This is a genomic window from Vibrio sp. 2130-1, assembly GCF_033339515.1.
Genome location: NZ_JAWOUT010000029.1, coordinates 1 through 22,658, shown reverse-complemented (window position 1 = coordinate 22,658; position 22,658 = coordinate 1). Strand labels below are relative to the sequence as shown.

The following is a 22,658-nucleotide window of genomic DNA, read 5'->3' as shown; positions in this document are numbered from 1 at the left end:
GTTTTGTGATAAACGCGAGCTTTTTGGATAGGTGGGAAATAGAAGACAGTGGCAGTGTGTTTTGTTGAAGTAATCTCCTGAGTACTATGGAGAGACAGGAACCTGGCCTGGAGAACAATACAGAAGTGGCCCCTAATTTTTTCGTAAGCGTATTAATCCTCTTATGAGGAGTAGTTTTCCCCGCTTCAGTCGGCACAAGCAAAATTTTAGTTGAGTAGACGAAGTGCCGCCTCTCTATGAACCGTACGTGCAACTTTCATACGCAGTGCCTGCCATAACTCACGTATGGAAAACTCAGCAGCGTAAATCATTGCTGAGTAATTGCACTAAGTAGAAAAGGGAAGTGCGACGTGAAGTTATATGAAGCGCTGTTCACCGACCTTCTGTATCACCAGATGGACCTAGGAGCCTGAATAAAGTAGCGGCTCTGACAATGTAACAAAGAACGGGGGTGATACCGTTCAGCGTTGAAATCGTGTGAGAACGCCCCTCCTGATAACCACAAATCGGGTGAGTGCTAGGTAGTCAGTATGATGAACATATGTGAATCTGTGTAAGGGACCTTATCCTTGCAAACAGCGGAAGTGGTTAACACGCTGTAGCCAGCTGTAGCCAAAAGGCGCGAGAGTTGGAAAGAGATTGCCCCATGCTCTTTCGTGATCGTTAAGCTCTCCGCTCCATAGTAGGCATCTACCCTGACATTGCGCGACATACGGAACACGGCAAAACGAAAGCGTTGCAGTGGATACTGACCCACTCGCGTTCGGCAAAACTTCTTGCTGTTAAGCGGGTATCACAAAACAAAGGCAGTAAAACGCCTAGAATAGACGGCGTCATCTAGAACACGGACGCGCGCCGCATGAAAGCAGTCAATCAATTGAGCAGAAGCGCTTATCAAGCTAAACCGCTCAAGCGTATCTACATCCCCAAAAAAACGGCAAACTCAGACCACTGGGTATCCTGTGCATAGTCGATAAAGCGCAGCAAGCGCTTCATCTTCTTGCACTAGAGCCAGTATCAGAAACACTTGCCGATCCTAGCAGCTATGGATTCAGACCAAACCGAAGCACTGCTGATGCTGTCGCGCAGAGCTTCAAGTGTCTGGCATTAAAGAAAACATCTCAATGGGTTCTTGAGGGAGACATCAAAGCCTGTTTCGACAAAATCGCGCATCAATGGCTTATGAACAACATTGCCATAGATAAACGAATGTGGGAACAATGACTAAAGTCTGGTTTTTTGGACAAAGGGTTGTTCTATCGCACTGACGAGGGAACACCACAAGGTGGGGGTCATATCCCCAAACTTGATGCTAATGACTCTTGCAGGGCTTGAGCAACACATAAAGTCTACCGCACTCAAAAAGAGTGCAAGAACCAACTTATTGGATACGCCGACGATTTCGTCGTCACTTGTGCTTAAAAGGAAGTGCTGGAGAACGATATCAAACCGTTGATTTCTGATTTCCTAGGTTTTAATCATAGGAAGTACAACGGGAAATTGCTCATTAAACCGAGCAAATCCAACACACTACTGTTCTTGAGTAACTTGCGCGAACCCATCAAAAAGCACGCAACTATCTCCGTTAACGATTTAATCAAATTGATAAATCCGAAACTCAGGGGTTGGTGTGGATTGGCTCCCAAGCAATATTGCACGAGCGGGAAAAGTTTCCCCTCGCGTTGCTACGGACTGGCAACGTGACTTGAGAATCTTGCTTACTGACGGTTCACGCTCAGTGTTTGTCCAATTATTCAATGTTTCCTTTATTACCCAAAGTCATAGCAGCACTTTCAAGAACTTCTTCCATGTAAATGATTTGTTCAAGTTAATTCGGCGATAGCTCTATCGCCTAAGTGAACATAAAACTAAGAGAAGACAGCATATAGACTGTATGCGGAAGAAGTATTGTGATGTTTATAGTTCATCTTAGATGCTGGGGAAATGTTGCCAATCAGCAATTAAATTAACGCCATTGTCAGATATTTCGTGCAGTTTAGCAATATGCCCCCCAGTTTACAAAGTTATCTAATGGACCTCAGCGTATTATTTCTATTGGTAGGACTTGTTGAATATTTCTTGAAACAGTAGTGTTCTCAGGCATGCGGTTAAACTTTCTAATAGTAATCCAAGCGAGAACGACATTAATGCAGGTTATACCGCAATGCCCTTTTTTCTATATCCTATAAGTCAGCATGGCTGGAGTACAACTATGTATTTTGAACATTAATCCACTCCTCCACAAGATCATAAGGTTAATTAGTAAAATAAAGATTTAAAATCACACCTACTTAAGTCCTCTTACTTAATTAGCTTTGTAAATAACCGCTCGTTCGGTTAGTAGCAATATTGAAAATAAATTCGGCGTTATCATCTTAAATTATTACAAGTAATATCTACCTCTTATTTTAGAGTAATAACTATAATTTATGACAAGATATTTTCCGCTATTTTTTCTTACAATATCTTATGCTTTTCCTAACATTCTCAAAAGCACTTTATCTTTTACAACGAAATGATGAGCTAGGGCTGCCACAACGTGCATCAAAACAAATAAAGAAAGCATAATGCATGCATACCGATGAATCAAAAAGAAAAAATTATTTATATTCTCGTCTGAGATTAAGTTAGGGATCTCTATCAACCAAAAGAAGTCATAATGGTGCTTTAGCATTAAAAAGCCACTAACAAACACGATAAACATTAGAACATAGAGCGTACTATGAGCAATTTTAACTAACCCATGATATTTTGCGCTTCCGCTATCACTTTCAACATCAGGTCGGAAGTATTTCCACACCCAACGAAGAACAAATAATGGAAATATCAATGTAGCCAACGACATATTTAAAATTGACAAGAAGCTAAATAAGTTTGGATAGCTATCCATAACCATTAGCATTACATAGCCAGCAATCAGTGCATAAAGAGTAACTGCCGCGATAATCCAGTGAAACGTGCGCGTAATAAGATCAAAGTTTGGTAACATATGAGTTTTAGATTTAAAATGTTGTTTGAAGGTGCTAAAAATTGCGGTAGCCATAAAATATGATTACCGCAAACCCTACTTGAGTCTAAACTAAAGACATTTACTGATGTTTAATCGCTTCTACAAACTCTCAGTAGATGCCTAAACGTAATACTCAAATATCAGTTAACAGGGCGCCAAACTCCCCATTGATCCTCTTCATATGACATTTTTGGGTTGTCTCCACCTTGGATCCACCATTGCGCTTGCCATTTTGAACCAGCATAAGTAACGATTTCATCACCTAAATAAATAGCGGTATGGCTCCATTCGTCTCCTTCCGGCTCCCCTGGCGCTGGAGGCGTTGGTTCTTCATTTGCGTGAACCTCAAACGTAAACGTTGCTGTACTGTCACTATTTACCGAATTTGCAACAAACGATAAGGTTTCTGTTTGTGTAACCGCAGTCGTGTCTACTACAAATAGCTCTGAACCATCTCTTACGATGTTTACAGGTGTGCCTTGCGTCTGCGTTAAGTTGGCATCTTCGCTCATTTTTAAAATGACATGTTCACCAGCATTCACTACCTTATCACTGCTTACAAGCTCGTAAATATCACCAGTCAGTGGTGGAGCGTTGTCTTCTTCATCTGATATTGAAAGTTTTCCAGACGCTCGTGCGTCCTTCGAGTTGAAAAAGTTGCGGGCAGGCTCATCCTTGAAGTACATGTAGTGATTCATTTCTTCATGCCAATCACCAATGAATACAGCGCCATCCTTATATTCTGCATGCCAACCGTTTATCTCTGAAGCAAGAAGTCTGTCCCAATCTTCAATGTTAGATTGATTCACTTCAATCTGGAAAGAGCGAGCTACAGAACCATACTTATCAATGATGTCATAATTAACTATATCCCCTACTTCTGGAGAGATAAAGTCAATAGGAATGAACAGATCTCCTCGTTCTAGATCTGGAGCTGGTTCAGGTGACGGTTCAGTAGGCACTTCATCATTAGCAATAGTGATATCTGAACAGTTATAGAAGCCTTCTCCTGCAGCATCATCGCGTTGCCAGCGTACGAATAAGATTGCATCACCTGAACGATCTGATGGAATGGTCACATCCATACGATACTTGCTGTCTGACCCAATAGGTACGTTACCTTTAGTTTCGATTAACTCTAGATCATTCCAAGCTAGTGCCTTCCCTAAATCTGCCCCAGGCTTGGTTAGGTAGAATTGCCAAAAAGAAGGGTTGTGAGGGGCGGTTGCATTAAATACATACTCAAATGTTCCTGCCTTAACTTCGGTCCTTTCCCAACCAGAATGAGGTGCTCCCATTCCAGCCTTTTGAGGATCGTTCGCATAACAAAGAGTCCCGTCTGGAATTGCTTCTTTCACAGCTTCTATATTGTTAAAGTCCGTTATATTAATTGAATATTCGTTTTTTTGAACGAATGGATAAGTACCAGACATTTCCTTAGCTTGTGCACATGCAGCATTGGGCGGGGTTCCAGACCATATTCCACCTTGTTCTTCACATATATTTTGCCTAGCACTAGGGAACTCCGACCAACCATGTGCAAATACTGTAGTTGGAACGGTCGTTAGCATTGCTAAACCCATTGAAACTTTTAAAAGGTTATTTACCTTATTCACCATTATCTCTCTATATTGTGTTGTTGAAAATCACACCAATAGTATATTAGAAAAATAAAACACTGTGGAAGAACTATTTTATAATCAAACTTCCATTCGATTAAATATCAATCAAACGTTTACAAAAACTATCATAAAATAATGTAAAATAAAAAAACAAAATACATTAAACATAAGAATTTAAGAATAATCCCATTTAAATAAAATGAACACCAAAGTTTTATAATAGTGGACCAACCAGTTGGAATTTTATATTCCTAGTTTATTCTACTATTCTTGAAACGCAAATAATCTTTCCTAATCGCCTTTGTTTCTTAAATCGATGAAACTAAATCAAAAAGTTTCTTACGATCTGATCAGCTACATCCGTTAATCATCGTAGCCTCATGTCTATACCTGGTTACAAAAAAACTAACTGGAAGTAGTACCCTCAAACCTTAATTAACCGTGGTTCTCTGACCTTTGGATTGATGAGGATGCGATCGCCGAATGGAAGAAAAGCAAACAAGGTAAACCTAGAATCCCTTGCAACATCAAAGACTTACTCATCACCACAGCAAAGGTGGTGTAACGCACTTCATCTATATCATTAAGAGCGTTGCAAGGTTTATGGCAAAGGTGAATGGAAGGTCAAGAAATATGATACTGATGGGAAGCGCAGAGTATAACGTAAGCAGCATATCGCTATTAATACCAGTAGCCACAAAGTAGTCGCGGCAAAGCTGGGCTTATCTAACGTAATCGATGCCGACGAGCTCTCCAACTTAAGCAGAAACGTCGCAATATAATTGATATAACAATTGTCCACTATCAAACATGCCCAATTACTGAGTAAAAACGTTTTCAAGCGGAAAATTAATTGTAAGAAAATATAATGTCCAGTTTATCCAGATAGACGCAATTGTTAAATCGGTAAACAAACTTACCAATATATCTTCAAAAATCAAACAAGGAAACTGGGGGTATACTCTATCTTTCGTTTGCCTCATGGCTTATTTTCATAGTCATAAACCTATCACTTAATATTGCTCTTGTTTAAAAAGCCGGCTAAAAGATTTCGCTAAAACCGACCTAAAGGTAGATACAGGTCTGTAAAGCAGACCTGTACAATAAAATTCTACTGTTATCTTTAAGGTAAGTAATGCAGAACCAACACACTCATCAAGTTTAAACTTCCGCAGTTACACTCTTTATTGAAGCTCCTTGCTCAGTCTCTTCTTTATTGAAGCCTTCGTGTAGATGGTAGTAACGTTGGTAAATCACGCCACTGATGGTCATCATGATTGCAGGTAGGCCAATCATCATAAATTCGAGTCCCATAATGGTACTTGCTGATTGCTCTATGTTTGGTACGTAACCCACAACAGACAGACCGATACCCACGATGAAACCACCTGCTGCACCTGCGAATTTCACAAGCATAGTTTGTACTGAGAAGATAACGCTCTCGCTACGACGACCTGTTTTGTGCTCGCCGTAGTCCACAACGTCAGCCAGCATTACAGTTTGCAGCGCGTTCGCAATACCCACACCAAATTTAATTGCCGCACCCGCCATACCAATCATTAGCGCGTTAGCTGGAGCGATGAAGCCCATCAGTAGTAGAAGTACACAAGATAGAATTGGGAAGCCACAAGCGATAGGCCATAGAAGCTTACGTGGTAGTAGTGAGGCGATACGAGGGAACAAGAATACACCTGCCACTTCAGCTGCACCTGCAACCGCCATATAAACCGGGAATAGCTCCGCGTTACCTAGTGCGTAAGAAAAATAGTAAATCGCAAAGCCACCAACCAATAGGTTTGCAATTTGGAAAGACAGAACCTGCCGATTAGCGCTTTAAGCTGATCGTTTTTACCGATGATAGTCAAAACATCTTTGAAGCTGAATTTCTCTGCTGGTTTTGCGTTAGCTGGTGCAGCTTTCTCTTTTACGTTACGAGCAATCAAAAATGCGCTCATCACAAACAAAACCGCAATAAGCATCGCAACATTGAAGAAACCGTCGCCTTGGTTGCCGCTACCTAGCTCGCCCACTATGTGCAGACCGTAAGTACCAGTAATGAACCATGCAAGACTCGCGAACAAACGTGGCCATACCACCAGCTTTTCACGTTCCTGGCGAGAGCTTGATAGCGCAGGAATCATCGACCAGTATGGGATATCCATAATGGTGTACGTTAGACCCCAAAGGATGTATGCCGCTGCTGCGTAGATGTAAAGCGTAGTGCCTTCAAACATGTGAGTACTGAAAAGGCCAACCAGTACTACTGCGTTTAATAACGTACCAATCACAATCCAAGGGCGGAATTTACCGAATTTTGAGCGCGTATTGTCCACGATCACCCCCATCATTGGGTCAGTAATCGCATCAATAATACGAGCGGCTAAGAAGATGGTACCAACGAAAGCAGCAGACAAGCCAGCTACGTCAGTGAAGTAGAACATTAAGAAGATGTAGATAGGTGCACAGGCAAAGTCTTTACCGAGTGCGCCAAGACCGTAGGACAGCTTGGTTTGTAGCGTAATTTTATCAGACATAATAGTTCCTTAGTGTCGTACTACTATTCATTCCCCTAACTAGAATTCATAACGTCGACGTCTTTTATTTATATTTCGATGCTAATGCTACTCACACACTGAATGCCTTACTGTGATCAAAAACCGCTTTATGGAAACGTTTACAAGCAAGTTTTCAAAATGAGACATCGAACAATATTTAGACCTATCAATGCGAGGAGATCGTGCTATTTGCGCTATTTTATCAACAATTTGTGCTCATTAAGCATGAGAACGATTTCAGAACGGCCAATTAAAACCAACGCAGAAGCCGTACAAACCTAATGTCTGTACGGCGATAGAAAACCCATGAGAAACGATGAAATCATCTAAATGGGCATGGTTCTAAATAGGAATGGCTTAGTGAATATGTTCGAACTTCACCAACATGGCACTTTCTGGATCAAGGATTGGCATGGTCAAGCCAACCTCTTCACACCATGCGCCAGATAGCTCACAACCGGATTCAGTCCAAGGCGGTTGGTAATTCACGATGTCATCGTAGTTAGACGGTTTATCCAATAACGTCACTCGATATGTCGCTTGTGGATCCAAGCCCGGTACACGCAAATGCCCACTTAAAGAGTTCGTTGGCATCGCGAGCTGAGCGATCATCACCACCGCTTCCGATTGATCGTTTGAGACAACCGCATGAATTTGATGTGCTTTATCGTCCGTTGGGATTCGCCAAGTTCTGCCGCTGTGTAGCAATGGGCGCAGCATCTTGTGCAGCTTGATGTAGCGTTCAAAACCTTCTTTTTCAGCTTGTTCTTCTTTCACTGGGTCAAGCTCAATCCCCATGTGACCGAACAGTGCTGTAAGCCCGCGGAATTCGATACTGTGACGACGGCGCGTGCTATGACAGTGGCTAGCACCAATATGGCTGCCCATCACTTCTGGCGGGAAGAAGTAGCTCATACCGCGTTGAATGGTTTGACGCTCAAGTGCGTCGTTATTGTCTGAAGCCCAGAATCGATGCGTGCGTTTCAGAACCTCAAAATCAATACGACCACCACCTGCCGCGCAAGATTCAATCTCCACTTTCGGGTGCTTTTCACGAACTTTATCAACTAACTGGTAGTAACGTTGGGTTTGATTGTGCGCCGCAGCCTGACCTAAGTGCGCTGGCTGAACCACTTCACGGTTCATATCCCATTTGATGTAAGCGATGTTGTAAGTCGAGAGGAAGTGATCCAATCGCTCAAACAAGAAGTTAAACGCATCATCGTTTTGTAGGTTAATAACATATTGGTTGCGACCGGTTGGCTGATCGTAACCGTTTACAGCCAATAACCAATCAGGATGCGCACGGAACAATTCGGAATCTTTGTTGATCATCTCTGGCTCAAACCACAAGCCAAATTCCATGCCCAATTTGTTTACGTGTTCCACAATCGGGTGTAGGCCATTTGGGTACTTAGCTTCACACAGAAACCAATCCCCTAGCCCTGCTTTGTCACCGTTGCGCCCTTTAAACCAACCATCATCAATGATAAAGCGTTCTACACCCATCTCTGCCGACTGAGTTGCCATCGCCATGATGTATTCTGGATCGTGGTCGAAGTAGATGCCTTCCCACGTGTTGAGGTGGATCGGGCGAGGTTTGTCCGTGAAATCACTCGGCAAAATCGTTTCACGTACATGAGAGTGGAAGTGATGACTCATGCCATTCAAACCACAATTACTGTGGCTCGCGTACAACCAAGGCGTCGTAATGCTCTCACCTTCTTTTAGAGCCACTTCACCAGGCAGATAAATGACTTCAGCCTGCATGTAACGGCGGCCATCGGCTTTCACATCTACGCGCAATCTGTGGTTGCCACTCCATGCGAAATGGAAGCCCCACACATCACCATTCATTTCATCAAAGTGAGTCGTACCGGCAACAAGCGCAGGATAGTGCTCATGAGAAGTGCGTCCACGACGGTTTTCTTGTTGGTAGCCTCCTTGTAGCAATGGCTGGCGCACCGTTTGGAACTCATGAACCCAGCGGCCGTAGTAAGTCATCAACTCACTCGCACGCGCTGGCAAAGGCAACGTATTAGCGAGACGGTTCACATGATAAACGCCCGCTTTTTTGTTGGTGAGCGTATGACGCGTTTTCACCACATCGCTGCTATCAAGCTTAAGCTCGGTTTGTAAACGAAGACCTGCGATTGCATCTTCGCTCTCAATCACAATAGTGCCTTGCTGTTGTTCAATATGGGAGATGACAAACACTGGAGCCCAATCTTGACCACCGCGGTGCCCTTCCACACCAGGGCTGCTGAAAACGCCACGACCAAGCTCTGGGTGTAGAGTCATGGATACGTCGCTGTCCAAACGACCGTATGGCACGGGACGATGTAAAGCCATGCGGAAACCACTAAGGTCACCACTCACTTTTTGTCCCCAATGCAGAATCTCTGCATATTCGCCCAACTCTACAATCAATTGAGTTTGCTGACCGGTTAGATCAATCAGTGTTTTGTCCGTCATCTTGTCTTACCTTGAAACTGGAAATTACGCTGCATCATAATGAAAAAAACAAAAGAATCTGTGAGCCACACCAAAATCATGGAAACGTTTACAATTTAATTTTGAAAACTTGTGTAATCACCCGCCAAGCCTAATTTCTACTTATATAACGCCACGAACTGCTCCAAAACCCTCTGCTTATTTGGTTACTGAGTTCTTTAAAGCGCTGCGCGCAAATTCAAATACTCAGCTGATTTATAAAGCAATTTTCACGGTTTAATTCATTACCTCGCAACAACCAAATCATAAATAAGGTTACAGACCGCTCAGTTGAACTCCTCACCTCTTGAAGTGATTAACCGACATCCGTATTCTTGAGGTTTCGAGATTCTTTATGAAGTGTCTCTCTTGGGTCCTAACTCAAAACCCCAGTTTGACGATACAGCAAATGCTCGTGTGCAGTGCGCCCGCGACCCCTTGTTGTATATGCTTCCTTGTCTCACATGCCCAGTTGATTTCAGTTGGGCTCTCTTTCCTCTTCTTTCTAACAACTGCCTTTTCTTAGAAAAAAGCTATTTTAAATCAGCGCCTTAAATAACATCAATCCTAATACCCCAACCCAAACACTACCCAACTAAAGTAAACGATTCCAACCCACACGGTTATAAATCAATCTAAAACTGCGCTTAAAACCTCAATTTAAGAGATCGCAATCACACAAAATAGTACTAACCCCCTCATTACGACAAAAATGCCAACCTCATCATGAAAACGTTTCCAAAGTTTATTTACACTGCACAGCGAGTTAGGACTCAAACCAATAAAAAATAAATCCATAAAAATAGAATGGAGACACTTCATGAAACAAAAGACGCTTGTAAGAGCGCTTGGGTTAACCCTCGCCCTAGCACCGCTTGCTGGTATGGCTGCAGTGGAGAACATTACTTACTTTGGCTACGCCAAGTGGGGCAACATTTACACCGATAACGATGAACACAATGGTGGCAAAGGCGAACGCAGCGATGTGATTCGTGCTGGTCAAGGTTACGGCAACTACCGTTTGGGTAACGAACTGAACTGGTGGGAAGCGGGCCTCAAAGCCGACGTTTGGCAACAAGGCGATGCGTACTTTGATACCACACTTTACCTTGGTAGCGGCGAAAGCTGGGGTGATGTTAGCTTGATCCAAATGTGGTCATCGGGTCATGGCCTGTTTGAAGGTCAAGCGGATGCGACAGTCTGGGCGGGCGAACGTTTTTACCGCCGTCATGAAGTGCACATGATCGACATTAAATACTGGGACACATCGAGCACAGGTATCGGTATTGAAAACTGGGATCTGGGTTTTGCTAAAGGCCACATCGCATGGATGGCGCCAAACTCTAGCGTAGATGGACGCAACTTACACAACATTGACGTACGTTTAAGCGGCATTGAACTGAGCGACAGTGCAGATCTTACGGTCGGTTTGAACTACGTGTTCACGCAAAACTCTAGTTATGACGAAAGTGACATCACCACTTCTGGCGCCATGCTTTCTGCACTTTACCGTCAAGCTTGGAACTATGGTTCAAACACATTTGCTTTCCAATACGGTACGGATGCGCTCGCGGGCGGTTTGATGAGTGCTGAAGGCGGCTCAAACCGTAAATACAACACCGGCGTTGAGCACGATGGTTACAGCTGGCGTATTTTCAACTCTGGCGATCTTAACGTGAATGAAGATTTCCAAGTGATGTACTCCATCGCTTACCAAGACAAAAACCTGGATAACAACGAAGGTGAGAAATGGTTCAGCGTGGGCGCTCGCCCTCAATACAGCTGGACAGAATACATGGCAACTGCACTTGAAGTTGGCTACGAATCAGTAGAAGCACAAAACGGCGCTGGCACCAACGACATGTACAAAGTGACGGTGGCGCAAATGTTCCAAGCAGGCAAAGGCGTTTGGACTCGTCCATCACTGCGCTTGTTCGCGACCTACTCAGAGAAAACCGATGAGTGGAACCGTGGCGGCGAAGTCTACGGCCATGCTCGCAGTACTGGTGGACAAAACGTCGACGAAATCACCTTCGGCTTTAACGTCGAAACATGGTGGTAATCCAAACCCGCTACTATTTATGAACCCAACGGGGTGAGTAATACGCTCCCCCCACAAAGGACAACACAGATGAAACTAAAACCGATAGCAACTCTATTCATGGCTCTGTCTCTTGGCGCGTGCAGTGGATTACCAGAGCAAACCTTCAATACTGATTTGAGCCAACCACAATGTTGCTCAACGTTAGATGCTTTGCCTCTGACTGCCCTATCGATTCCTTTCCACCAGCAGGTGGTTATGGATGCAAATCTGCCAAGCATGAGCGGTGCGGTTTTACTTTCTTCCGATTCAGCTTCATCCAAACCACTCCCAGTGATGAGCTATCAAATTACTTCTGACGCGCCATTCGCGCTGCTTGTTCGCTCTTATATTGATAACAATGCGTTATTTGCTGCGAACGTTCTTATTTATGACGCGAAGTGGCAGCTTCTATCTAATTACTCAGCAAAAGACTTTAACTACCGCACAACAGGCATGCGCGGCTTAGAACGTGTTGAACAAGTGATCACGGTGAACCCACAACTTAATGGCGCGAAATACGTGGTCATCGCTTCAGATTCGACACTGCTTGGCACCGAATTGACTCGCAAGCACCCGGAAGAAGTTTATGCAGAAACGCAAAACGTCATTGGCAGTAAACAGCTTCCCCTCACTGCGCAGTTCCAACCTTTTGGCGTTATTGATGTTACTGCGAGTGCCTCCGACAACAACGCGGTATTAACGCTTTTGGCGGAATTGCGCACACAAACCAACGACACCGCAAAAGCAGAGTTAACTCCTGCCGCATCGCCTGAAGCACAAGATGAATGGACGTTGTACCAATCTCAAATCGATGCAGCGCTCAAAGACAACGACGTAAAACAAGCTGCGGCGATTGCCAACCAAGCAGCTGAGCAAGGCTTTACTCAAGCAAAAGATTATCTCGTGAAGCAATTAGCGAAATAACGCTTCACAACAAGACCAAAGACACTCTCGCTACGAGCTCAAACTCCGTTGCGAAACAAGATTAGAAACAAAAAGTTAAGTAGGAAAACCATGAAGGCATTTTCAGAAATTCTCCAAAGACGCGACTGGGAAAACCCGCAATCAGTGAACATTCACTGCCTTAAGGCTCACAGCCCTCTTTCCAGTTTCCGCGATATCGACCATGCCCGCGACGGTATTCAATCCCAGCGTCAGTCGCTAAACGGACAATGGAAATTCAAACTGTTTGATGCGCCAGAGCAAGTTGACGGCGAGTTCATCGAGTCACAATTCAATGACAAAGACTGGGATGATATTACTGTCCCTTCAAACTGGCAAATGCAAGGTTACGACAAGCCTATCTACGCCAACGTGAAATACCCATTTGAGGTAAACCCGCCGTTTGTACCGAGTGATAACCCAACGGGTTGCTACCGCACTACCCTGTCACTTTCAGCGGAAGACTTAGCCAATACGCAGCGCATTATCTTTGATGGCGTGAACTCGGCTTTCCACCTTTGGTGTAACGGCACTTGGGTTGGCTACAGTCAAGATAGCCGCCTGCCTTCTGAATTCGACCTAACGCCTTACCTTGTTGCGGGTGACAACAGCCTTGCCGTCATGGTGATTCGTTGGAGTGATGGCAGCTACCTAGAAGACCAAGATATGTGGTGGCTAAGTGGTATCTTCCGCGACGTGACTTTGCTGTCTAAACCACAATACTGCATTGAAGATGTGTTCATCACACCAGATTTAGACGCGTGTTACCGCGATGGTTCACTGTCGGTTGTGACTTCGATTTCTGCGCCTGACACCTACCAAATTCAAGTGCAGCTGTTTGATGGCGAACAAGCCGTGACAGAGCCACGCATCGACCGTCCGCACAACCGTCGCATTGACGAACGTGGTACGTGGGATGACTTGGTATTCCAAACATTGCACGTACGCGAGCCAAAGAAATGGACGGCGGAAACACCGAACCTTTACCGCTTAGTCGTCTCACTATTGGATGAAAATGGTACGCACTTAGAAAGCGAAGCGTACCCTGTGGGTTTCCGTAAAGTCGAAATCGCCGATAGCCAATTGAAACTAAACGGTAAGCCTTTGTTGATCCGCGGCGTGAACCGCCACGAACATCACCCAGAGCTTGGTCATGTGATGACAGAAGAAGACATGATCCGTGACATCCGCTTGATGAAGCAACATAACTTCAATGCGGTACGTACAGCGCACTACCCGAACCATCCTCGTTGGTACGAACTGTGTGACCAATACGGCTTATACGTGTGCGATGAGGCGAACATCGAAACTCATGGCATGCAGCCAATGAACCGCCTATCGAGCGATCCACAATGGGCGCACGCTTATATGAGCCGCTACACCCAAATGGTGATGCGCGATAAAAACCACCCTTCGATCATCATTTGGTCTTTAGGTAACGAATCAGGTCACGGCAGCAACCACAATGCCATGTACGCTTGGTCTAAAAACTACGACCCTTCTCGCCCAGTGCAGTACGAAGGCGGCGGTTCAAACACCACGGCAACCGACATCATTGCACCAATGTATGCGCGTGTGAATACTGACATCGAAGACGAAGCCGTGCCGAAATGGGCAATCAAGAAATGGGTGTCGTTACCAAATGAAACTCGTCCTTTGATTTTGTGTGAATACGCACACGCGATGGGCAACAGTCTGGGTAGCTTTAATGACTACTGGGATGCGTTCCGCGATTTCCCTCGCCTACAAGGCGGCTTTATTTGGGATTGGGTCGATCAAGGTTTGAGCCAATGGGATGAAAACGGCCAACATTTCTGGGCTTACGGCGGCGACTTTGGTGATGAAATCAATGACCGTCAGTTCTGCATCAACGGTTTGATCTTCCCAGATCGCACGGTTCATCCAACGTTGGAAGAAGCAAAATACTGCCAACGCATGATTACTGTGTCACTGCAAGAGCAAACCAAAGAAGCTTGCACACTGTTGGTGACTAACGAGCACTTGTTCCGTGCGACCGATAATGAGCAATTGAACTGGTCTCTGTTGGAAGATGGCAAAGTTATCCAAACGGGTTCGCTCACACTTCATGTAGAAACCGACAGCCAAGCAAGCATTGAGGTTGCCCTTAACTTCACGCCAAAAGCGGAAGCGCAATACCACTTAAATACCGACATTACTCTGATTGCTACAACGCCTTGGGCAGACGCAGAACACGTCGTTGCTTCTGAGCAAATGTCACTACGCAATACAGCAGGCCTTGCTCTACCAACATTGGAAACGCAACCAGCACCAATGCTAACGCAACAAGACGATGCCATTTTGGTGTCCAGTGTGGATGAAAAACATCAATGGCGTTGGGATAGCCAAACTGGCTTGATGACCGACTGGCGTGTCGATGGCGAAGCACAAATGCTTGCGGCACCACAAGACAACTTCTTCCGTGCACCATTAGATAACGACATCGGTGTGAGCGAAATCGACAACGTCGATCCAAACGCTTGGATGTGTCGTTGGGATATGGCGGGTATCGGCCAGTGGGAGCGCCAGTGTGTCGCTTGCCACAGTGAAACTCTGGCACATGCGGTGGAAGTGACTTCGACGTTCGCTTACCACTTTAATGGTGAAGTACAGGCGATCACGACTTGGACGCACACCCTGAGCAATAACGGTGAGATGGCATTGGCTGTCGACGTGAAGCTGGCTGATGATTTACCACCAATGCCACGCATCGGTTTGGAACTTGAACTGCCATTGAACGAGCAAAACGCGCCGATCACATGGCAAGGTTTAGGTCCATTTGAAAACTACCCAGACCGTTTGGCAGCGGCACGCTTCGGCCTGTACACACAAACACTTGAGCAAATGCACACGCCATACATTTTCCCAACCGATAGCGGTCTGCGTTGTGGTACGCAATGGTTGAAGGTTAATGAGTTAGAAATCTCGGGTGACTTCCAGTTCTGTGTGAGTCAGTACGCTCAGCATCACTTAGCAGCAGCGAAACACACCAGTGATTTGGTCGCGGAAGAGAAGATTTACGTACGCCTAGACCATAAACACATGGGCGTAGGCGGCGATGACTCTTGGAGCCCAAGTGTGCACAAGGAATTCCAGTTAACGGACAATCAATACTCTTACAAAGTGACGTTCAAACCTGCTTTATAATCGATTAGTAAATAGAGCTCAATACACGTAAGCTTAGCTTGATCCCCAAGTTTCGACTTGGGGATTTTGTTTAAATAAGGCTCAGTGTACGTTAAAAACTTGAAACACGGCTACTATTCTAACTTCACTCATTGAGTTCTCAATGCCTTCATAGTTAAATAGGTAAAAATCAAGATTCTGAGTTCCCTATGGCTACCATCAAAGACGTCGCAAAAGAAGCTGGCGTATCCATCGCAACCGCATCACGAGTGATTAACAACGCACCTCATACTAGTGAATCCGCGATTGTTGCTGTCAAAGAGGCAATGACGAAACTCGGATACCGCCCCAATGCGAATGCGCGTGCACTGGTTAGTAAATCGTCCAACGCGATCGGGGTATTGGTGAATGACGTTTCTGCGCCCTTTTTCGGTACTATGGTGAAAGCCATCGACACAATTGCGAGCGAGCAAGAAAAACAGCTTCTGATCGGCAGCGGTTATCACGATGCGGTCAAAGAGCGCAATGCCATCAACCTGCTGATCAACAGCCGTTGTGAATCGTTAGTCGTGCACAGTAAAGGCATGACGGATGACGAGTTAACCACGCTCGCCAATGAAATTCCGGGTATGGTGCTGATCAACCGTATTGTGCCAAACATTGCTTCACGCTGCATTGCACTAGATAACCATAAAGGCTCTTATATTGCCACCGAACATTTACTCCGGAATGGTCACAAACACATCGGCTATATCTGCTCAAGTCATGATATTGAAGATGCCCGAGACCGGCGCGAAGGCTATCTTGATGCGCTTCGAGATAACGACATTGAGATTCGTGAAGAATACATCGAGTACGGAGAGCCTGATGAAACTGGCGGTGAGCAGGCCATGTTAAATTTGGTGGCAAAAAACACACCAATTACCGCTGTCGCAACTTATAACGACTATATGGCAGCAGGCTGTATGACTTTACTTCAGGAGAATGGTGTCCGTATCCCGGATGACATGTCGATAATAGGTTTCGATGATGCTCATATCGCACGTTACATCTATCCTCGCCTAACAACCATTCGCTACCCTATCCAAGTGATGGCAAACGAAGCAGTAAAGCTCTCCCTGCAGCTAGTAAACTCTAAAGAAACAGCGCATACAGAACGTAAACTCTTTATCCCGATTTTAGTTAAACGTTCATCTGTGTGTAACGTGGTTCCCTAACCTTCATGATCATATAGTAAGCTTAATTCAAGTAAATGCACGCTTGAAACAATTCGCTCTGTGAGTAGTTGTTAGTTTACTGTTTTCCAGCACTTCAGCCGCAAAACAGAATACCAGTTTATGACTATCTTTTTAGTAGCGATGCTACAGCTACAGCAGAGGTGTTTGGTTTCGCTTCTTGAAAGGCGGTGGTTTACAGATTCCGAAGTATTACTAATTCGAGTCGAACAACACAGGAAAGCTATAACTATTGTGAGTAGCGTGTACGAGATGAGTTCGCTTTTCGAAAATAAGGAACTTACGGAATTTTCACGATCACGAGCTCAAACATCCAAGTTAGCAAGCGACTGTTCTGAGGCGTAACTGCATGTACATTCAGACAGAAGTACTGTAGACGTGGGCTCCAAGCGCTCTCAATATGGTCTTCATAAATAGAGAACATGCTAACAGCAGTGTTTAACGTGTTCATCAAAATCAAGTGCGATGAACTAACGTGATAAGTTTTTGAGCAGTGCTGTTCCATAACAACGTCCTGTGTTTGCCGCCTTAGTGACAGCGTAACCTTTAATGACTCACATTCAGCTTTATTGAGAGCATCCTGTTCATCATTATAAGGTTTTCTCTTCCGAGTATTTAGCAAACTGGAACTTAAGAAGCTGGAGTATACATTATGCTATAGTTTTACCACTATTTATTACCACAATACGTATTTTTACCCCGATAACCTAACTTTGATCTTGAGCATCAAGAAAGTCCTTAAATTCAGTTTCGTAGATATTAAAGAGCACAATTGTAATGGCAAATATCAAAGGCCCATAAATCAATCCAATTAAACCAAACAAATGAATACCACCAAGCAATGAAAAGAAAACAAGCAATGTACTCATACCGGAGCTTCCTTGCATCAGCATGGGTCTAAGAAAGTTGTCTATTGACCCAACAAAAGCAACACTCCATATAGCAAGAAAGACTGCCCAAAAAGTCTCGTCTACTATAATCAGGTAGATGGTTGCAGGAACCCAAATCAAAGCCGTACCTACAACAGGAATAAATGACGCAAACCCCATCATAGTTCCCCAGAATAACCCTGAAAACCCTGCCATCCACATACCTAGACCGCCCGCAGCACCTTGCGCGATTGCAGTAAGAAATGAACCTAATACTGCTGACTTAGATACCTGTTCTATCTCGTTCAGTATTCTGTCCTCTTGGCTACGTGATAGAGGTAATATATGTCGAAGAGCGTTGATGAGCTTTTCTCGATCACGAAGGAAAAAAAATAAAACAAACAGCATTAGAAAAAAGCTAATTAGGAAATTAGTAGCTTCGCCCAAAATTTGTGCACTGGCTCCAACTAAACTCGAACCCAGGGACGTAGCTAACTGAGCTACTTTCTCCACTATCTGATTTGGCTCTATTGCATCAAAAGGAAGATAGTCATTTAAAATTCTCAAGCCATTACTAACTATCGGATGTTGCAAAGTATCCTGTATTCCATTGCCAGTAACCCAGGAGTATAGATTTTGTGAGAATAACGAGCCTTGCTGAACAATCGCTCCAAACACCAACAGTAGAGGTAACACAATAATAAAAGTAAGGAGTATACAAGATAATAACGCAATAGTATTACTATGGTTGGGGAATTTTGACTCTAATCGATTATGTATCGGCAGCAACAATATCGATGTAACAAAAGCCATAACAATTGAGTTTATATAAGGAGCTAGCAAAAAGTAACAAGCGATCGCCGCCACTATTAACGCTATGATTAATATCTTATGACTTGATGTAAATTTCACTTGCTCCGTCACGCTTCAACCCTCTTATAAAGTTTTATAGAAACCAACAATTGCATCGTTCAGGCCTTCTCGCTGATAGAATCGACGGGCTTGTGTGTTTGTTGCAAGAGTATCTAAAACTAGGCGATCACATTGATGGCGCTTACCTATATTCGTTAACTCTGTAAGTAAAGTAGAGCCGAGTCCTCTACTTCTCTGTCCTTCTGCCGTAACAAGGTCATCTACATAGATAAAGTTCCCATGAATAAGGTTCTCCATAAAATGGTACCCAGCAACCGCAAGTGCCTTATCATTATGCCAAGCAACGAGGACATGATAATCATGTTGTCTCATAAAGAGAGCGCGTCTAACCCACTCATCTTCGTCTTTGAGTGCTGGACGTAATCTGGAGATTACTGAGAAACAATTCGCCAATTGTGTTGGTGTTTCCGCGTGTTGGACCACAATGTTAGCTAACATAGTATTACTTGATTCTGATTGAGACATATCGATATCCTCTGAAGTATTCGTGTTTACGCTGATACTAATTTCTATATTATCTCCAATAAAGTCGAATCTACGCTTTGCTAGCAACCTAAATGCAAGTGTGAATGAAAGCTAAACCCTCTCGGAGTCAATAATTGCACAACGTATAGGGAAAATAGGTATACTCGCACCTGGTGATAGGCATCGAAAAAAACTAATTGCTTTATGTAAATCATCAGGATCAATTTTCAAATTGTTATCGATTCGTCCATCATTAGTCATATCTGTATCTACCACACTTGGACACAAACAACATACTTTGATATTGAAAGGCATGAGATCGTAGTACAAACTCTGGCTATAACTTACAACTGCAGCTTTAGTTGCAGAATATGCTGCAATCTTAGGCACAGGCTCTAAACCAGCGATGGAGCCTAATGTATAAATCTCTCCGGAGCCGTTTTTCTTCATATGCTCAGCTATAATATTGCATACAATAAAGTTAGAAAATAAGTTGGTATTGATCAGCTTAGATAAGTCATCAATAGATAAGCCAGTGCTTCCACCAATTAAGATACCTGCACTATTTACCATTACATCAATGTGTTGATATCGTGAAAGTATGGATTTAAATGCCGATTCAACTTCATCTGGTCGACTAAAATCAACCGGAAAAGTTGAGACATGGCTGTTTTCGTATTTAGACTCAATACGACTCTTTGCGTTCTTAAGACTTTTTATATCACGTGAGACAAGAATGAGAGAGTAGCCTTGACAAACAAAGTATTCAGCGATACTCCGCCCTATACCTCGACTGCCTCCTGTAATTAGTGCGTATTTAGTCATCTAACACCTTAAATTTTGCTACATTGTCTAATGTTTTCATTCCTACATGCGTCAATGCAATGTATCGTATCTTATTGAAATTAAAGAGTGTATTAACCAGAACAGAGAGGAATCTACGGAGAAAAATGTTCAAATCCTTTCATCAACAGAGTCTTCTTTAGTTAAGAAAATCGATACATCCATGTATCGGTGAGAAAAGTGTATATAATATCGTCTTTTATATGACAGGCTGGTAAAAGAGCCATTTAAGACAAATATCTTTCTCAAGGTGCAACATAGTTATCGCATAGTTATTGACAGTAGGTACATTAAAATTAACTTAAGTTTTGTTCGAAAAGTATAGGATTATTCTTAAAAAATCATCAATAAGGTCTATATGGAGAAGATAACGCTCCGGTTATTAATATGATGGCATTTTCTTGCGTATAAAAAAGACCACTGAACAGTGGTCTTTAAGAGCAGTATCAGTATACTGATAATATTTATATCATTTACCTGTGGTTACTGTATACTCATCTGACTTTAACAAAGTACCGCCGCTTTCTAATCTGTACAACGTTACACGCTCTGACTTAGCTAACATATACGCACTATCTACTGTAATGGTTTTCAGGTACTTACCATCACTTTTACTATCTGAGTCTTGATTAGCAGCGATTTCACGTAGAGCTTTGACAGATACATTTCCTGAGTATACGACCCTACCTTTTTCCTCAGTAATTGAATCTGCTTCTATTTCAAATTTCTCTCCGGGGTTAAAGAAAATTTCTGCATCCCCTATATACTTTTGTACCTGTTTACTTTCGTTAGCGGTAATATCCATGGCTAGCACTTGTGTTGAGAAAAAAACACAAGCTAGCATGCATTTCATCGTAGTATTAATTTCCATATCCCCTCCGAGACTACTTTTGATTTTACAAACACGAAAAATTTCCGTGTTGCTTTACAATACTATAAACTCCTATTCTTTCTGAGCTACTACTAGAAGTTCCGTTTTCCCTTTATACAACGTAGATTCGTTTTTGCATTTTCTTGTGTATTTTTCTAGTTATCTAAAGATAATCTAACAATGTCATATTGAGTTTTTATTAAATTTATTACGATATAATATCGTTTATCATTTTTAGGCTAAACTTTTTGGGATACCTCAAGATAAAAAACGGTTCTTAGGTGAGCTTTGTTTGACTTGGTATATCCACAAGATTTAACCATATGCTCACATCATTCGCTATGTAGCATAGACTGTGTAGATGATTTCCATAGCTCATACATACTGTAACGTTTGGTGAATAAGTTACTATCCGCTAGTTTAAATCTTGAGCGGTAACGGTGAATTAATTTTCCTTCTCTTAGTAATTTTTAATAGACTCGAGCTAAATCCAAAAAATTACTAACGATACCGAGCAATGGTTATGCACCCATCTATAACTTTGCTCGTATTGAGAGCCCCTTAGACCAGCGCTCTACTCGAACACTGTACACAAAGCGACTTTTGTTGCCTCAAGTTCTAATCCCGGACCTAAAACACTTCTCGTCGTTATTGTCATAGTTAAATCTATAGTCTAAGAGGTTTACCTGAACTCTAGTTGGTAAGAGACCTCGGTCATTAAAAACCTGAACACAAGTATTCTTTTAGACTTTTATAATGATCGTTACTGCTTAGTCTCTGCTGCCTTTATTTTATCTAAAACAACAGGTTCAAGTTTTTCAAAAGGAAGGTAACCAGGAATGATTTCCCCATTTAATAGCAGTCCAGGAGTACCTCGTATACCGAGTTGATTAAATAGCTGGTAGTTCTTAGCAAGCATGTCTTTATGCTGCGGAGATACATCAAGATACTCTTCTAATCCGAATTTCTCAGCAATCATCTCAACTGAGCGCTCATTATGCACTCCAGGCTTTTTAACCAAAAGATCATGAACATCTTGATACTTATCAGGATGATCATTCCAGACATTCAATGCAAATCCTGCCGAAGTGTTACCGCTCGCTTCTTCCTTTAGCGGTACGTATATATTTACTACTTTGACCTCTTCAGGATACTTTTCCACGATCTGCTCTAAAACAGGATCTAACTGTTTACAAAACGGACAACTATAGTCTGTAAAGTTTATAATTGTCAGCTTAGGCTTATTAGCACCAAACGACGAATGTTTTGGATTGTTGTACATATAATCATGCTCAGTGATTAAGGTAGTATCGAACTGATCTCGGAACTGAACATACATCTCCAAGCTTTTATGTAGCTCATCTACGATAGATGGGTTTTCATTGAGTATTTCAACGATATCATAGATCTTTTCATTTTTAACTGTAGTTGCAAAGGCCAAAGGTGACACGAGAGATGCAGATACAAAAACAGTAACTAGTTTATTAAACTTCATATTTTTCTCATTCAATTGTTGAGGGCGGTGTTGATCAAATCAGGTGAAGAGTCGATCTTGCCTACACTCTATCGCCATTAGCTTCGAATAGGCATACC

The 22,658-nt window shown here is 43.1% G+C and carries 13 protein-coding genes and 3 pseudogenes; 6 read left to right on the top strand and 10 right to left on the bottom strand.

Going from position 1 to position 22,658, the window contains the following annotated elements:
- Positions 1-718 precede the first annotated feature (718 nt).
- Positions 719-1,629 (top strand): annotated as a pseudogene (locus R7Q09_RS23330) (reverse transcriptase domain-containing protein); the annotation flags it as partial.
- Positions 1,630-2,467: 838 nt separating this feature from the next.
- Here the strand turns inward: R7Q09_RS23330 and R7Q09_RS23325 are convergent.
- On the bottom strand, positions 2,468-3,043 hold the full coding sequence (locus R7Q09_RS23325) for a cytochrome b (protein ID WP_318071273.1): 576 nt from the start codon (positions 3,041-3,043) through the stop codon (positions 2,468-2,470).
- 107 nt (positions 3,044-3,150) lie between these two features.
- Positions 3,151-4,629, bottom strand: coding sequence for a lytic polysaccharide monooxygenase (locus R7Q09_RS23320; RefSeq protein ID WP_052175263.1), 1,479 nt, complete (start codon positions 4,627-4,629; stop codon positions 3,151-3,153).
- A gap of 437 nt (positions 4,630-5,066) precedes the next feature.
- Between R7Q09_RS23320 and R7Q09_RS23315 the strand changes: the two are divergent.
- A pseudogene (locus tag R7Q09_RS23315) lies at positions 5,067-5,393 on the top strand (transposase); the annotation flags it as partial.
- A 400-nt stretch (positions 5,394-5,793) separates the two neighbouring features.
- On the opposite strand, the pseudogene melB reads toward R7Q09_RS23315, so the two are convergent.
- Together melB and R7Q09_RS23305 are read right to left on the bottom strand one after the other, a co-directional pair.
- Positions 5,794-7,082: pseudogene (gene melB / locus R7Q09_RS23310) on the bottom strand (melibiose:sodium transporter MelB).
- Positions 7,083-7,544: 462 nt separating this feature from the next.
- A complete protein-coding gene (locus R7Q09_RS23305) occupies positions 7,545-9,662 on the bottom strand; it encodes an alpha-galactosidase (protein WP_318071275.1) in 2,118 nt (705 codons plus the stop codon).
- An 838-nt stretch (positions 9,663-10,500) separates the two neighbouring features.
- Here R7Q09_RS23305 and R7Q09_RS23300 point away from each other — a divergent pair.
- The 4 genes from R7Q09_RS23300 (at position 10,501) to R7Q09_RS23285 (ending at position 17,066) form a co-directional block, all read left to right on the top strand.
- Entirely contained in the window at positions 10,501-11,742 is a 1,242-nt protein-coding gene (locus R7Q09_RS23300; RefSeq protein ID WP_318071276.1) for a carbohydrate porin, read from the top strand.
- A gap of 69 nt (positions 11,743-11,811) precedes the next feature.
- On the top strand, positions 11,812-12,687 hold the full coding sequence (locus R7Q09_RS23295; RefSeq protein WP_273977951.1) for a MalM family protein: 876 nt from the start codon (positions 11,812-11,814) through the stop codon (positions 12,685-12,687).
- A gap of 90 nt (positions 12,688-12,777) precedes the next feature.
- Positions 12,778-15,870: a beta-galactosidase gene (locus R7Q09_RS23290; RefSeq protein ID WP_318071277.1), complete on the top strand. Its 3,093-nt coding sequence runs from the start codon at positions 12,778-12,780 to the stop codon at positions 15,868-15,870.
- A 188-nt stretch (positions 15,871-16,058) separates the two neighbouring features.
- Positions 16,059-17,066: a substrate-binding domain-containing protein gene (locus R7Q09_RS23285; RefSeq protein ID WP_318071278.1), complete on the top strand. Its 1,008-nt coding sequence runs from the start codon at positions 16,059-16,061 to the stop codon at positions 17,064-17,066.
- Between the two features lie 298 nt (positions 17,067-17,364).
- On the opposite strand, the gene R7Q09_RS23280 is transcribed toward R7Q09_RS23285, so the two are convergent.
- The 6 genes from R7Q09_RS23280 to R7Q09_RS23255 all read right to left on the bottom strand — a co-directional run bounded on the left by R7Q09_RS23280 (position 17,365) and on the right by R7Q09_RS23255 (position 22,560).
- Positions 17,365-17,589, bottom strand: a complete 225-nt coding sequence (locus R7Q09_RS23280; RefSeq protein WP_042763258.1) for a hypothetical protein — start codon at positions 17,587-17,589, stop codon at positions 17,365-17,367.
- 202 nt (positions 17,590-17,791) lie between these two features.
- Complete coding sequence (locus R7Q09_RS23275) at positions 17,792-18,877, bottom strand: AI-2E family transporter (RefSeq protein WP_042763257.1); 1,086 nt, start codon at positions 18,875-18,877, stop codon at positions 17,792-17,794.
- A 12-nt stretch (positions 18,878-18,889) separates the two neighbouring features.
- Entirely contained in the window at positions 18,890-19,351 is a 462-nt protein-coding gene (locus R7Q09_RS23270) for a GNAT family N-acetyltransferase (protein WP_052175262.1), read from the bottom strand.
- 111 nt (positions 19,352-19,462) lie between these two features.
- Positions 19,463-20,176 (bottom strand): SDR family NAD(P)-dependent oxidoreductase, encoded by a 714-nt coding sequence (locus R7Q09_RS23265; RefSeq protein WP_276455704.1) that lies wholly within the window; start codon positions 20,174-20,176, stop codon positions 19,463-19,465.
- Positions 20,177-20,663: 487 nt separating this feature from the next.
- Positions 20,664-21,065, bottom strand: a complete 402-nt coding sequence (locus R7Q09_RS23260; RefSeq protein ID WP_065646610.1) for a hypothetical protein — start codon at positions 21,063-21,065, stop codon at positions 20,664-20,666.
- 763 nt (positions 21,066-21,828) lie between these two features.
- Positions 21,829-22,560 carry a DsbA family protein gene (locus R7Q09_RS23255; protein WP_042763253.1) on the bottom strand — a complete coding sequence of 244 codons (732 nt, stop codon included), beginning with the start codon at positions 22,558-22,560 and terminating at the stop codon, positions 21,829-21,831.
- Positions 22,561-22,658 lie beyond the last annotated feature (98 nt).

Excerpts from the sequence above, each read along its gene's own strand:
- R7Q09_RS23260 (WP_065646610.1), bottom strand. The coding sequence starts at position 21,065 with ATGGAAATTAATACTACGATGAAATGCATGCTAGCTTGTGTTTTTTTC.
- R7Q09_RS23320 (WP_052175263.1), bottom strand. The coding sequence starts at position 4,629 with ATGGTGAATAAGGTAAATAACCTTTTAAAAGTTTCAATGGGTTTAGCA.
- R7Q09_RS23270 (WP_052175262.1), bottom strand. The coding sequence starts at position 19,351 with ATGTCTCAATCAGAATCAAGTAATACTATGTTAGCTAACATTGTGGTC.
- R7Q09_RS23305 (WP_318071275.1), bottom strand. The coding sequence starts at position 9,662 with ATGACGGACAAAACACTGATTGATCTAACCGGTCAGCAAACTCAATTG.
- R7Q09_RS23325 (WP_318071273.1), bottom strand. The coding sequence starts at position 3,043 with ATGGCTACCGCAATTTTTAGCACCTTCAAACAACATTTTAAATCTAAA.
- R7Q09_RS23300 (WP_318071276.1), top strand. The coding sequence starts at position 10,501 with ATGAAACAAAAGACGCTTGTAAGAGCGCTTGGGTTAACCCTCGCCCTA.
- R7Q09_RS23285 (WP_318071278.1), top strand. The coding sequence starts at position 16,059 with ATGGCTACCATCAAAGACGTCGCAAAAGAAGCTGGCGTATCCATCGCA.
- R7Q09_RS23265 (WP_276455704.1), bottom strand. The coding sequence starts at position 20,176 with ATGACTAAATACGCACTAATTACAGGAGGCAGTCGAGGTATAGGGCGG.
- R7Q09_RS23290 (WP_318071277.1), top strand. The coding sequence starts at position 12,778 with ATGAAGGCATTTTCAGAAATTCTCCAAAGACGCGACTGGGAAAACCCG.
- R7Q09_RS23295 (WP_273977951.1), top strand. The coding sequence starts at position 11,812 with ATGAAACTAAAACCGATAGCAACTCTATTCATGGCTCTGTCTCTTGGC.
- R7Q09_RS23255 (WP_042763253.1), bottom strand. The coding sequence starts at position 22,560 with ATGAAGTTTAATAAACTAGTTACTGTTTTTGTATCTGCATCTCTCGTG.
- R7Q09_RS23280 (WP_042763258.1), bottom strand. The coding sequence starts at position 17,589 with ATGGAACAGCACTGCTCAAAAACTTATCACGTTAGTTCATCGCACTTG.